At 31.2% G+C, this 12,136-nt stretch carries 16 protein-coding genes; 11 read left to right on the plus strand and 5 right to left on the minus strand.

The genetic code is table 11. The annotated features are described in order from the left end of the window. Positions 1-11: 11 nt before the first annotated feature. Positions 12-836 carry an undecaprenyl-diphosphate phosphatase gene (locus ABGT36_RS09750; protein WP_087374013.1) on the minus strand — a complete coding sequence of 275 codons (825 nt, stop codon included), beginning with the start codon at positions 834-836 and terminating at the stop codon, positions 12-14. A 122-nt stretch (positions 837-958) separates the two neighbouring features. Here ABGT36_RS09750 and ABGT36_RS09755 point away from each other — a divergent pair, with 122 nt between their 5' ends. Further along, positions 959-1,363, plus strand: coding sequence for an NUDIX hydrolase (locus ABGT36_RS09755; protein WP_346677762.1), 405 nt, complete (start codon positions 959-961; stop codon positions 1,361-1,363). Here the strand turns inward: ABGT36_RS09755 and ABGT36_RS09760 are convergent. After that, the gene (locus tag ABGT36_RS09760) at positions 1,357-2,205 is read right to left on the minus strand and encodes a YitT family protein (protein ID WP_087299170.1); all 849 of its coding nucleotides are present in this window, start codon (positions 2,203-2,205) and stop codon (positions 1,357-1,359) included. The two genes, ABGT36_RS09755 and ABGT36_RS09760, sit on opposite strands and share 7 nt — an antisense overlap. Positions 2,206-2,300: 95 nt before the next feature. Between ABGT36_RS09760 and ABGT36_RS09765 the strand changes: the two genes are divergently transcribed. Beyond that, positions 2,301-2,912, plus strand: coding sequence for a Crp/Fnr family transcriptional regulator (locus ABGT36_RS09765; RefSeq protein ID WP_087299172.1), 612 nt, complete (start codon positions 2,301-2,303; stop codon positions 2,910-2,912). Here the strand turns inward: ABGT36_RS09765 and ABGT36_RS09770 are convergent. From ABGT36_RS09770 to ABGT36_RS09780, 3 genes are all read right to left on the minus strand, one after another. Then, positions 2,897-3,433 (minus strand): histidine phosphatase family protein, encoded by a 537-nt coding sequence (locus ABGT36_RS09770; protein WP_087299174.1) that lies wholly within the window; start codon positions 3,431-3,433, stop codon positions 2,897-2,899. The genes ABGT36_RS09765 and ABGT36_RS09770 overlap by 16 nt on opposite strands. Positions 3,434-3,542: 109 nt before the next feature. After that, positions 3,543-4,760 carry an iron-containing alcohol dehydrogenase gene (locus ABGT36_RS09775; RefSeq protein ID WP_087299176.1) on the minus strand — a complete coding sequence of 406 codons (1,218 nt, stop codon included), beginning with the start codon at positions 4,758-4,760 and terminating at the stop codon, positions 3,543-3,545. A 73-nt stretch (positions 4,761-4,833) separates the two neighbouring features. After that, entirely contained in the window at positions 4,834-5,781 is a 948-nt protein-coding gene (locus ABGT36_RS09780; protein WP_346677765.1) for a LysR family transcriptional regulator, read from the minus strand. A 201-nt stretch (positions 5,782-5,982) separates the two neighbouring features. Here ABGT36_RS09780 and ABGT36_RS09785 point away from each other — a divergent pair, with 201 nt between their 5' ends. Genes ABGT36_RS09785 through ABGT36_RS09825 form a run of 9 tightly spaced genes read left to right on the plus strand, consistent with a single transcriptional unit; the run spans position 5,983 to position 12,130 of the window. Then, positions 5,983-6,477, plus strand: a complete 495-nt coding sequence (locus ABGT36_RS09785) for an NAD(P)H-dependent oxidoreductase subunit E (RefSeq protein ID WP_346677767.1) — start codon at positions 5,983-5,985, stop codon at positions 6,475-6,477. Beyond that, the gene (locus ABGT36_RS09790; RefSeq protein WP_087299183.1) at positions 6,467-6,820 is read left to right on the plus strand and encodes a hypothetical protein; all 354 of its coding nucleotides are present in this window, start codon (positions 6,467-6,469) and stop codon (positions 6,818-6,820) included. Before ABGT36_RS09785 ends, ABGT36_RS09790 begins: the two co-directional genes overlap by 11 nt. After that, on the plus strand, positions 6,817-7,224 hold the full coding sequence (locus tag ABGT36_RS09795; RefSeq protein WP_087299185.1) for an ATP-binding protein: 408 nt from the start codon (positions 6,817-6,819) through the stop codon (positions 7,222-7,224). Before ABGT36_RS09790 ends, ABGT36_RS09795 begins: the two co-directional genes overlap by 4 nt. Then, entirely contained in the window at positions 7,221-8,384 is a 1,164-nt protein-coding gene (locus ABGT36_RS09800; protein WP_087299187.1) for a [Fe-Fe] hydrogenase large subunit C-terminal domain-containing protein, read from the plus strand. Before ABGT36_RS09795 ends, ABGT36_RS09800 begins: the two co-directional genes overlap by 4 nt. After that, positions 8,353-8,715, plus strand: coding sequence for a hypothetical protein (locus tag ABGT36_RS09805; protein WP_346677770.1), 363 nt, complete (start codon positions 8,353-8,355; stop codon positions 8,713-8,715). The genes ABGT36_RS09800 and ABGT36_RS09805 overlap by 32 nt, the downstream gene beginning before the upstream one ends. 1 nt (position 8,716) lies before the next feature. Continuing rightward, complete coding sequence (locus tag ABGT36_RS09810) at positions 8,717-9,418, plus strand: PHP domain-containing protein (protein ID WP_087299189.1); 702 nt, start codon at positions 8,717-8,719, stop codon at positions 9,416-9,418. Positions 9,419-9,420: 2 nt separating this feature from the next. Then, positions 9,421-9,954 carry an ATP-binding protein gene (locus ABGT36_RS09815; RefSeq protein WP_087299191.1) on the plus strand — a complete coding sequence of 178 codons (534 nt, stop codon included), beginning with the start codon at positions 9,421-9,423 and terminating at the stop codon, positions 9,952-9,954. Then, on the plus strand, positions 9,951-10,319 hold the full coding sequence (locus tag ABGT36_RS09820) for a ferredoxin (protein WP_087299193.1): 369 nt from the start codon (positions 9,951-9,953) through the stop codon (positions 10,317-10,319). The genes ABGT36_RS09815 and ABGT36_RS09820 overlap by 4 nt, the downstream gene beginning before the upstream one ends. A gap of 11 nt (positions 10,320-10,330) precedes the next feature. Next, on the plus strand, positions 10,331-12,130 hold the full coding sequence (locus ABGT36_RS09825; RefSeq protein ID WP_346677772.1) for an NADH-quinone oxidoreductase subunit NuoF: 1,800 nt from the start codon (positions 10,331-10,333) through the stop codon (positions 12,128-12,130). Positions 12,131-12,136 lie beyond the last annotated feature (6 nt).

A 12,136-nucleotide genomic window follows, 5' to 3' on the forward strand; every position in this document is an offset into this window, starting at 1 on the left:
AATCTGGACTTTTAAAAAATCATAAAATAAACTAAGACAATTACCCCTAAAATAATTCGATACCAGCCAAAGACTTTAAAATCATGCTTTTTAATATAACTCATTAAAAATTTGATTGTTATCATACTAACAACAAAGGCAACCGCCATTCCAAAAATTAATAATATTAATTCATAAGAAGTAAAAGCAAAACCAAATTTTACAATCTTTAATAAACTAGCTCCTAACATTACCGGAACTGCTAAAAAGAAAGTAAATTCAGCTGCTACAGTACGGCTAACCCCAATCAATAAAGCCCCAACAATTGTTGCTCCAGAACGTGATGTTCCTGGAAAAATAGCTGCTATTAATTGAAAAATACCAATGATCAAAGCAGTATTATAAGTAATCTCGCTAATAGAATTAATTTTTGATGAACGACCTTTATTATAATTTTCAATAAAGATAAACAAGATCCCAAAAACAATTAAAGCAATGGCAACTGTAAGAGGATTATAAAATAATTCATTTAACTGATCATCAAACAATATACCAACAACTGCCGCTGGTAAACAAGCAAAGATAATTTTAAACCACATTGAAAAAGTATCTTTTTTTACTTTCCAGCCATGGCGATAATCAAATGGCATCAGCTTATCAAAATAAAGGAATATAACAGCTAAAATCGCTCCAAGCTGAATTACTACTAAAAACATTTCCAAAAATTCAGCACTAACATCTAACTTAATGAACTCATCAACTAAAATCATATGTCCAGTACTGCTGATTGGTAACCATTCGGTTATACCTTCAACAACTCCTAAAATAAAAACTTTAATTAACTCTATAATGTCCATAATCTCCTCCACCAATATACTTTTGCATTATAGCACTATCTTAAAAAAATTACATTAAATATATTCTTAATTTTTTATAAATATACTAATAATTATGATAAAATTTACTAGAGGTAATAAAAATGAAACGAAATGTAAATATTATTGTAATTTTTAATCAAAATAAAACAAAACTATTGATGTGTAAACGAAAAAAAGATCCCTATCAAGGCAAATATAATTTTGTTGGCGGGAAAATAAAACCAGGCGAAGACCATCTTCAAGCAGCCTATCGTGAATTACAAGAAGAAACCAATATTACAAATAAAGATGTTACTTTAACTCATTTTATGGACTTTACGTATTATTTAGATGATACTCTTTTAGAAACATATGTTGCTATCCTTTTTAAAGATGTAAACATCCATGGTGATGAAAACGAATTAGTCTGGATCGATATTAATGAAGATTTTAAAGATGATAGTCGTTTTGCTGGTGATGGTAATATTTACCACATAATAAAAGTAATCGCATTAAGCGATTACTGATTTCTTGAAAATGTATATCCTCTTCCACTGACTTCATCAACGGTCGCAACAACCATAAAAGCCAGTGGATCTATTTTTTTAACTTGTTCTTTAAGCCGGTTTAGTTTTACAGGTGGAATAATTGTCATCAATACTTTAGTATCATTACCAGTATAACCCTTTTCGCTATATAAAGCTGTGACACCAGCATCAAGATCACCAATAATTAGTTTTTTAATTTCTTCATAATAGTCACTAATAATTAATAATTGCACCATTTTAGAACCTTTTGTTAAAGTCTTATTCAACATAAATGAAGTAATGAAAACTAAAACAATACTATAAATAATTTTATTAATATCACTAAACGCTGCTTGTAAACATAAGATTGTAAAATCACAAAGATTAACTACGATAAAAACTGGAATCTTAAATTTTTTATTTAAAATAATTGCAATGATATCCATTCCTCCAGATGATGCATCATTTCTAATCATCAATCCAGTTCCAACTCCAAGTAAACACCCTGCTAAAACAACAGCTAATAAAGTATCATCACAATAATTATGGAAAAAACTATGAGTATTAAAAAATTCTAAAAATAACGGAAAAGTAAAAGTCGAAATTAATGTCGAAAGAGCAAACTTTTTACCAATAAATAAAAGCCCAAGCAAAAACAAACCAATATTAATAACCCCTACTACTAGTGAAATATTAATACCTAAATAATGATTTCCGACAATCCCTAGACCAGTTACCCCACCAGAAATCAATTCATTTTCTAAAACTAAAGTACTAATTGCAAATGCTACTAAAATATTTCCTAAAATAATTAATCCAATTTTTACCAATCTTTCTTTCATCCTACTCACCTCAGGAGATAAGATACCACATTAGCTATCTAAAAAATGTATTCTATGCTACAATTAAAGAAAAAAAGTAAAATAATGGAGGAAGTATGAAGATTTCAGAAGATTTATTTAAATATTTTAAAGAAGCTGGTACTTTAATTAAATATCATCCAAACGATGTTATTTACATGGAAGAAGATACTACTAATAACTTATATTTAATTTTAAAAGGGCGGGTCAAAGTCTATTTAATTTCCAAAGATGGACAGGAAATAACCCTTGATATCATTGGTAAAGGGCGGATCTTTGGTGAATCATCATTTCTTCAAAATACTAATCGGCCTGTATGTGTTAGCGCTATCGATGAAGTTGAATTAATTTCATGTCAATTAGAAACAATGTACCCTACTATTTTAAAATCGCAGGAATTAACTATCGCTATTTTACAATTATTATCATCAACCAATGATTATTTAGTTAATCAAGTAAAAAAAGCTTACTTATATAATCGCCATGAAAAAATTGCTGCTTTTTTATTAGAACAAAATAAAAAAACTATCTCTTATACTCATGAAGAAATAGCTTCTCTAACCGGCTTAAATCGGGTCACTGTTACAAAAATATTAAACGATTTTTGCCAATTTGGCTGGATTGAATTAAAATATAAAAAAATAAATATTTTAAACCGGACAGCTTTAAAAGACTATTTAGATAAATAATCATATTTTAATAACTGACAATTTTCAGTTGTATATTCAAATATTTCATCATTAGTCATATCATTAAAATATGTATTAATAGCCCGACAAACTGCTCCATGACAGACAAGCAAAACATCATTTTCTATTGCTTGTCTTTTAATTTCATCAAGAAATGAATAAACTCGGTTACATAATTCAATAAACGATTCACCAGTAGGATAACGATACGCCAAATCATATTTATTAGTTAAAAAACCTTGAGTATCTCGAGGTAAGCCTTCATAAATACCAAAATTGATCTCTTGAATTCGTGGTTCGATAACCATTTCAATTTCTTTTATATTTGCTAAGCTAGCAGTATCCAAAGCTCGCTTTAATGGTGAAACATATAAATATTTATAATCAATATTTTCTAATCTTTTTCCTAATTCCTTAGCTTGTTGTATCCCTAGTTTAGTTAAAACAGCCGGTGAAATACCGCATACTAAATTTTCAACATTATAATCAGTCTGCCCATGTCTAGTAACATATAAACTCATTAAATCACCACCTAACAAAATCATTCTACTATATTTATCTACAATAACCAATCTTTTTTACTATAAATAAAACCCTGCAAATTAAATGCAGGGTTTAGATTATTTTATATTAGAAGTCTACTTCTGTATCATAGTAGCAAGCTTTTAATAATTTAACCATTTCTTCTTGAGTTGGAATACGTGGATTTGATCCAGTACAAGCATCACCAATTGCATTAGCAGCGATTTCTTCAACTCTGTCTAAGAAAACATCTTCAGGTACAAATCCAGTTTCAGCTGGTAAACCATCAGCACCATAATGATTGATTGAATGTGGAATATTTAAATCATCATTCATTTTTCTTAAGTATGCAATTAATAATTCTACTTTTTCATCATCATCTTTACCACCTAAATGCATGTAATCAGCAATTACACCATAACGTTTTTTAGCTGTTTCATCTTTAGCGTTAAATGCAATTACTTTTGGTAAATACATCGCATTAGCAGCACCATGAATAATGTGTCCACCTTGATCAACAAAGGCAGCACCAGTTTTATGAGCCATTGAGTGAACAATACCTAATAAAGCATTAGAAAATGCTTGTCCAGCTAAACATTGAGCATCATGCATATCATCACGGCATGACATATCTCCATTATATGATTTTACTAAGTTAGCTTGAATCATTTCAATTGCATGAATTGCAAGTGGATCTGTATAGTTACAATTTGCAGTTGATACATATGCTTCAATTGCATGAGTCATAGCATCCATTCCTGTATGAGCAACTAATTTAACAGGCATAGTTTCTGCCAAATCAGGATCAACGATTGCAATATCAGGTGTGATTTCAAAATCAGCGATTGGATATTTAATTCCTTTTTCATAATCAGTAATAATTGAAAATGCAGTTACTTCTGTTGCAGTACCACTTGTAGATGGAATTGCACAGAAATGAGCTTTTTTACGTAATTTTGGAATACCAAACACTTTGCACATTTCTTCAAAAGTAATTTCAGGATATTCATATTTAATCCACATTGCTTTTGCAGCATCGATAGGTGATCCTCCACCCATAGCAATAATCCAATCTGGTTGGAATTTTTCCATTGCAGCTGCACCTTTCATAACTGTTTCTACAGATGGATCTGGTTCAATCCCTTCAAATAATTCTACTTCCATTCCAGCTTCTTTTAAGTATTCAACAGCGCGATCTAAGAAACCAAAACGTTTCATACTTCCGCCACCAACACAAACGATAGCCTTTTTCCCTTCTAATGTTTTTAAAGCTTCTAAAGCTCCTTTTCCATGATATAAATCTCTTGGTAATGTAAATCTTTGCATGTCATAAGCACCTCCATGATTCTAATTATAAGCGCTTACAAAATAATGTAGTAGATACAAAAAAGGAATAGTGCTATTCCTTTTGACATATACCTCCATAATTATTTTGAATAATACAATGAATTTCGTCGATAAAACTCAAGTCTTCTTTTGATAAACGATATCCTTTTCTTAAAATAAGCCAGTCATAACTTATCGCTTTATGCTCTTTTAATGTTAATGTCGTTAAATTATAACGATTTAAAACTTGTTTAGGCATTGGTGAAACCCACATATAACAATGCGGTAAACAATTCAATAATTCAAATTGAATTCCTCGTTCATAAATAGAAATTTCTTTTTTATTTTGACGAATTTCATTATTACGATTAGTCGAAACTAATGGCCGCTCTGGCAATGATACATCACCATGAGTTATTTCAATCTGGTCTTTTAAATCTTTTAATTTAACTTCTTTTTTATAGACCAAAGGATTTTCCTTGGATACTAATAGCTGATAATTAAATTTATATATTTCTTTATATTCCAATTCCTTTGATTTCAATAAATTTATAAAATAACTTTCTTCGTCTTGAAAAAAGCGAATAATCCCAATATTAGCATCACCTTCATAAACCGCTTTGATCGTATCAAAAGAGTTAGTTTCCCGATAATTAACAGTAATCTTCTTATCTTGAAAATTTATTTTAGACAAATAATTAGTAAATGCATTTGCAATATAGCTTGCTCGAGGTACACTAACATCTAAATGCACTGATTTTTCATCATAATTGCAATATAACGCCTCCATTTGATCAACCTGTCTGATAATATCTTTGGCTCGTTCAATAAATTCAGCCCCTTTTTTGGTTGGGGCAACCCCTTTAGAAGTACGTTCAAATATTTTAATATGCATAGTTTCTTCAAATTCTTTAATTATCTTACTTAAATGCGGTTGATTCATGTAAAGATGATTAGCAGCTTTACTTATTGAACCAGCTTTAGCTACCTCAATTACATATTTCAAATGCAAAAGATTCATTATTTCGCCTCCCTTAATGAGACAATTCTATCATAAAATAATATTTTTGTGTTACTTTCGTAACAAAAATATCCTGATATATTAATTTTTGTCTAAATATATATCTATTTAAATATATGGGACCTTTTTCATCACCCTATTTAAAGCGCTTTCAAAGTATGTTATAATTAATCATATGATGAAAAAGAAAGAGGTGTGAAAATGAAAAAGCTGAAACAAGAGTATTTAGATAAAATTGATGAAATTGTTGCTAAATACAAAGACGAAAAAGGACCCATGAAACTAATGCTTCATGAAGTTCAAGAAAGTCTTGGCTATATTCCTTTTGAAGCAATGGAAAAAATTTCTCAGGCTATTAATGTACCAGTATCAAAAGTATACGGAGTTGTAACATTCTACTCTCAATTTACTACTGAGCCAAAAGGGAAACACGTTATTTCAGTTTGCTTAGGAACAGCTTGTTATGTCAATGGTTCTCAGACAATTCTTGACTTGCTTTGTGAAATGACGGGATGCGAAGTAAATTCAACAAGTGAAGACGGACTATTTTCAATTGACGCTACTCGCTGCGTTGGAGCCTGTGGACTAGCTCCAGTAGTAAGCGTTGATGGGACAGTTTTTGGATGTTCTAAGCAATTAGAAGATTTAAAAATATTAGTCTTAGACTATTTAAAAGAAGAATCACATGCAAGTTAAAGAAATTGTTAAATTATTAAATGCTCGTGAAATTTATGTTGATGATACTTCAATCTATGAAAAAAATTATGATAAAGGTTTTGCAACTGATTTAATGTCGGATGCTTTAGCTTTATTAAAAAATGAAACTGAGGACATTTTATTTATTACTGGTCTTGCCAATGTTCAATCATTACGTACCGCAGAGGTTTTAGATTTAGAAACAATTTTATTTGTAAGAGGAAAGCCATTAGATATGTCAATTGTTGATATGGCTAAAAAATTGCATATAAATCTTTTTCAAACTGATGAAGCAATGTTTGAAGCTTGCGGGAAGCTATATACGGCAGGAATGCGCCGATGAAAAAAACTTATCAAGTTATCAAAGATAATTACCAGGATGCTGGAACAGCTTCTAGCGATATCAAAAGAACTTTAAAAGCCCTAGGAATTGATCGTAAAGTTTTAAAAGCAGTAGCGATTGCCTGCTACGAAGCAGAAATCAATATTGCAATTCATTCTGATGGTGGCACAGTTACCTTTGAAATCGATGACGAGGGTATCATTCATTTATCATTTGATGATATTGGCCCAGGAATTGAAGATATTGAACTTGCTTTAACTCCAGGTTATTCGACCGCTTCGCCTAAAGCACGAGAATTAGGCTTTGGAGCTGGAATGGGCCTTTATAATATGCAAAGTGTGGCATCTACTTTTGAAATAACTTCTTCAAAAGAAGGTACACATATTAAGATGACTTTTAAATGAAGCCAGTAATTAGTTATTTAGGTACCCATTGTCAAAAATGCATTAAATGTGTTAAATCCTGTCCAGTAGATGCTATTTCAATTGTAAATAAGCAAGTAATTATCGATCAAGATAAATGTATTAATTGTGATATCTGTATTCAGGCATGTGACCAGAAGATTTTAAGAACCAGAAATATTGATTTACAAACCTGTCTAGAAAAACATGATTATAATATTGCATTAATTCCAACTGCGATATTATCTGATTTAAAAACTTATGAGGAAGCAAAAAATATTGCACAGGCTATTAAAAAGTTTGGTTTTGATGAAGTGGTTCAATATAGCGATATTGAGGGATTTCTTTATAAACAAGGAATTGAGGATAGTAAAGATAAGCATCTTCCAATGTTAACGTCTTTTTGTCCGACAATTAATAAACTTATTGAAAATGAATACCCTACTTTAATCGATCATTTATTACCTTACGACTATCCAGTAGAAATAGCCGCTAAAAGATTAAAGAAAAAATATAATGATCGTGATATCGGGATCTTTTCACTTTGTGAATGTGTATCAAAGTTGACCCTTGCAAAAGAACCATTTGATAACCAGGATTCTAATATTGACTATGCGATTAGTATTTCTCAAATATTTCCTCAAATTAATCGTTTAAAAAATGAAGAAAAAACCGAAATTTCATTTAACCGTTATGGTGTTAAAAGTAATGTTAGTGATTTATATGGTAATCGTAGTTTATCAGTTATTAGTGTTGAAGGATTGACACAAATAAATACTGTTTTGGATTTAATTGAATTTGATCAGTTACAACATGTTGATTTAATTGCTTTATTTAATTGTTTTCAAGGTTGTATTGGTGGTTATTATTTGTGGTCTAATCCATTTGAAGGCTGCTTTAATATTGAAAGTATTTTTGAAGATTGTAATGGCCCACTAAAAGCATTATCAAAAGATGAATATACTAAGGTCCATCAAATTGATAGCAGTAATGAACAAAACTTTAAAGAACGTTTACAATGGTTTAATAAAGTAAATGCTATTTTAGAAACCTTGCCTCAATTTGATTGTGGCAGTTGTGGTTTTGCAAACTGTCGCGGGCTGGCAGCGCGAATTGCTAAAGGTGAAGTTGATGACTCGCTATGTCGTGTTAAGAAAAGGTAATAATATGAAAGTAAGCGAAATTTTAAAATTATCACTTAAACAGATCAATGATGTCGATCTTTCAAATGAAATTGAAGGTGTTTACATCGGGGATTTGTTAAGCTTCGTGATGGCAAATGGAAAAACTGGTGCTTTATGGCTTACGGTACAAAAGCATTTAAATGTAATAGCAGTAGCTGATTTAAATGACTTTGCGGGAATAATTTTCGTTCAAAATAGTTATCCTGATCAAGATACAATTGCTAAAGCAACCGAACTCAAAATACCGCTTTTTATAAGTGAAGATGATGCTTATCATGTAGCTAAAGAATTAGTGAATCTAGGTTTATAAAATGTACTATGATTTGCATATTCATTCAGCCCTATCACCTTGTGGCGATGATTTAATGACAATTAATAATATTTTTAATATGGCCTATATTAAAGGTTTGGATTTAATTGCGATTACTGATCATAATTCTTTAAAACAGCAGCATTATTTATCTAAGATTATTGAACATGATGTTTTAAAAGGGAAAATTGATTTTGTTCATGGTGTTGAGCTTCAAAGTATCGAAAAAGTGCATATTTTGGCATATTTTCTTAAAGAAACACCATTACAGCCAATACAAAAGTGGATCGATAAACATTTAATTAAAAGTCCAAATAACCCTGATTATTATGGTAACCAAGTAATATTTGATGAAAATGATAATATTATTGCTACTGAAGAAAATCTATTATTAGAATCTTTGGATTTAGATGTTGCTAAGATCATTGAAAAAATTCATCAATTCAATGGCGTGGCTATTCTTGCTCATGTAATGGCTAAAAAATTTGGGCTTTATGAAGTATATCAAGATATCCCAATGTCATTAAACTATGATGGAATTGAAGTTACTAGTATTAAAGAGCTAAAAAAATTACGGGAAATATGTCCTTATTTAAATGATGAATATGTTTTTTTTAACAGTGATGCCCATTATTTAGAGGCAATTAGTGAACCTGAAAATCAATTTGATCGTGAAAAATTCTATCAGCTATGGAGGAAATAATAATGCAGGAAATTGCTATGAATATCCTGGATATTGCCTACAACTCAATTCGAGCTAAAGCTACATTTATTCAAATTTTAATTTTAGATAGCAGTAAACAAAATGTTATTGAAATTAAGATCATTGATAATGGTTGTGGTATGGATCAAAAAACAATTGCCAAAGTATGCGATCCTTTTTATACAACTAGAACTACCCGCAAAGTAGGTTTAGGAATTCCAATCTTTAAGGAAAATATCGAGGCAACCGGTGGAACTTTTACTATCAGCTCTTCACTTGGCAAGGGGACTGAAGTAATTGGCTCTTTTGTTAAAGATCATTTAGATACCCCACCGATGGGTAATATCGTTGATACAATAATTACTTTAATTCAAGCTGATGAAAAAATAGATTATTTATTTAAATATACAACTGATGATACTGAATTTAAATTAGACACTCGAGAAATAAAAGAAATTCTTGATGATGTCTTAATTAATGAACCAGAAATAATTATTTGGCTAAAAAATTATATAAAGGAGGGATTACAGCTATGAAATCCTTAGAAGATTTAAAGAAAATTCGTGATGCAGCAAGAAATAATATGAGTATTCGTGATGAAGGATTACAAAAATATCGTGTTGTTGTTGGGATGGCAACATGTGGTATTGCTGCTGGGGCACGACCTGTATTAAATACATTAGTTGAAGAAGTTGCTAGACAAAAACTTTCAGCTAAAGTACTACAAACTGGATGTATCGGAATGTGTACATTAGAGCCAATTGTTGAAGTCTTTGATAAAGATGATAATAAAACTACTTATGTTTTAGTCGATGAAAAAAAGGCTAAAGAAATTGCTGAAAGACATTTAAAAAATGATGAAATAATCGACGAGTACACAGTCGGACACTATAAAAAATAGGAGGTTGCAAGATGGCAGCAAAAAGAACACAAGTATTAGTCTGTGCTGGAACTGGCTGTACAATCGGGAATTCAGGAGAATTAATCACTGAATTTGAAAAAGAAATTAAGTCCTTAGGATTAGATAATGAAATCGAAGTTTTAAGAACTGGATGTTTAGGTCTTTGTGGTGTTGGTCCTAATATTTCAATTTACCCTGATAATATCATTTATAAATCAGTTCAAGTTTCCGATGTAAAAGAAATTGTTATGGAACATTTATATAAAGGACGTCCTGTTCATCGTTTAATGTTAAATGAATCAGATGAAGATACTCGGGAAATCCATGATATTAACGACACCAAATTCTATCATAAACAAAGAAGAATCGCTTTACACAACTGTGGTGTTATCGATCCAGAAAATATTAATGAATATATTGGAAAAGATGGTTACTTTGCTCTTGCTAAAGTATTACAGGAAATGACACCTCAAGAAGTTGTTGACGAAATTAAAGCCAGCGGTTTACGTGGCCGTGGTGGTGGTGGTTTCCCTACTGGAGTTAAATGGCAATTTGCCTTAGATGAACCTGGTGATGAAAAATATGTAATCTGTAACGCCGATGAAGGTGACCCAGGAGCATTTATGGATCGTTCCATTCTAGAAGGAAATCCTCATAGTGTCATTGAAGCAATGGCAATTGCTGGTTATGCAATTGGTGCTAATCATGGTTATATTTATATTCGTGCTGAATATCCAATTGCCGTTGATCGTTTGAATACAGCAATCACTCAAGCTCGGGAACTAGGATTATTAGGGAAAAATATTTTTGATACTGGATTTGATTTTGACTTAGAAATTCGTCTTGGTGCTGGAGCCTTTGTCTGTGGTGAAGAAACAGCATTGATCAAATCAATCGAAGGTGACCGTGGTATGCCAAATCCAAAACCACCATTTCCAGCTCATAAAGGAGTTTGGGGTAAACCAACAATTATTAATAACGTAGAAACTTATGCCAATATTGCCCAGATCATTCAACATGGTGCTAAATGGTTTAGATCGATCGGTACTGAAACTTCACCAGGAACTAAAGTATTTGCTTTAGGTGGAAAAATCGTTAATACTGGATTAGTTGAAGTACCAATGGGAACTACTTTAAGAGAAGTTATCTATGAAATTGGTGAAGGATGTCCAAATCATAAACGCTTTAAAGCAGTTCAAACTGGAGGTCCTTCCGGTGGCTGTCTAACTGAAGAACAATTAGATACCCCAATTGGATTCGATGAATTAGTTAAACTTGGTTCAATGATGGGATCAGGTGGAATGATTGTTTTAGATGAAGATAACTGTATGGTTGACGTTGCTCGTTTCTATATGGACTTTATCGTTGATGAATCATGTGGTAAATGTACTCCTTGTCGAGTAGGAACTAAACGAATGTTAGAACTATTAGAACAAATTTGTGATGGTAAAGCAACTATGCATACTTTAGATGAATTAGAGATGCTAGCTAAAACAATTCAAGATACTGCTTTATGTGGACTAGGACAAACAGCTCCTAACCCAGTTTTATCAACAATCAATCAATTTAGAGATGAATATATTGCCCATATCGTTGATAAAAAATGCCCTGCTGGTGTTTGTAAAGCATTGCTTAAATATGTTATTGATGAAGAAAAATGCCGTAAATGTGGTTTATGTGCAAAACAATGTCCAGTTGGTGCTATCCATGGGGAATTAGGAAAAGTTCCTTATGTTATTGATCAAGAAAAATGCATTAAGTGTGGTCAATGTATCAACGCTTGTCACTTTAATGTAATTGAAAGAAAGTAGAGGTGT

The organism is Erysipelatoclostridium sp. An173 (assembly GCF_963931465.1).
Taxonomy (GTDB): Bacteria; Bacillota_I; Bacilli_A; order Erysipelotrichales; family Coprobacillaceae; genus Thomasclavelia; species Thomasclavelia merdavium.

Bases quoted from the DNA above. Each gene is read 5' to 3' on its own strand.
- ABGT36_RS09825 (WP_346677772.1), top strand. From the start codon at position 10,331: ATGGCAGCAAAAAGAACACAAGTATTAGTCTGTGCTGGAACTGGCTGT.
- ABGT36_RS09760 (WP_087299170.1), bottom strand. From the start codon at position 2,205: ATGAAAGAAAGATTGGTAAAAATTGGATTAATTATTTTAGGAAATATT.
- ABGT36_RS09805 (WP_346677770.1), top strand. From the start codon at position 8,353: ATGACTCGCTATGTCGTGTTAAGAAAAGGTAATAATATGAAAGTAAGC.
- ABGT36_RS09770 (WP_087299174.1), bottom strand. From the start codon at position 3,433: ATGAGTTTATATGTTACTAGACATGGGCAGACTGATTATAATGTTGAA.
- ABGT36_RS09815 (WP_087299191.1), top strand. From the start codon at position 9,421: ATGCAGGAAATTGCTATGAATATCCTGGATATTGCCTACAACTCAATT.
- ABGT36_RS09795 (WP_087299185.1), top strand. From the start codon at position 6,817: ATGAAAAAAACTTATCAAGTTATCAAAGATAATTACCAGGATGCTGGA.
- ABGT36_RS09750 (WP_087374013.1), bottom strand. From the start codon at position 836: ATGGACATTATAGAGTTAATTAAAGTTTTTATTTTAGGAGTTGTTGAA.
- ABGT36_RS09800 (WP_087299187.1), top strand. From the start codon at position 7,221: ATGAAGCCAGTAATTAGTTATTTAGGTACCCATTGTCAAAAATGCATT.
- ABGT36_RS09775 (WP_087299176.1), bottom strand. From the start codon at position 4,760: ATGCAAAGATTTACATTACCAAGAGATTTATATCATGGAAAAGGAGCT.
- ABGT36_RS09765 (WP_087299172.1), top strand. From the start codon at position 2,301: ATGAAGATTTCAGAAGATTTATTTAAATATTTTAAAGAAGCTGGTACT.
- ABGT36_RS09790 (WP_087299183.1), top strand. From the start codon at position 6,467: ATGCAAGTTAAAGAAATTGTTAAATTATTAAATGCTCGTGAAATTTAT.
- ABGT36_RS09780 (WP_346677765.1), bottom strand. From the start codon at position 5,781: ATGAATCTTTTGCATTTGAAATATGTAATTGAGGTAGCTAAAGCTGGT.
- ABGT36_RS09755 (WP_346677762.1), top strand. From the start codon at position 959: ATGAAACGAAATGTAAATATTATTGTAATTTTTAATCAAAATAAAACA.
- ABGT36_RS09820 (WP_087299193.1), top strand. From the start codon at position 9,951: ATGAAATCCTTAGAAGATTTAAAGAAAATTCGTGATGCAGCAAGAAAT.
- ABGT36_RS09810 (WP_087299189.1), top strand. From the start codon at position 8,717: ATGTACTATGATTTGCATATTCATTCAGCCCTATCACCTTGTGGCGAT.
- ABGT36_RS09785 (WP_346677767.1), top strand. From the start codon at position 5,983: ATGAAAAAGCTGAAACAAGAGTATTTAGATAAAATTGATGAAATTGTT.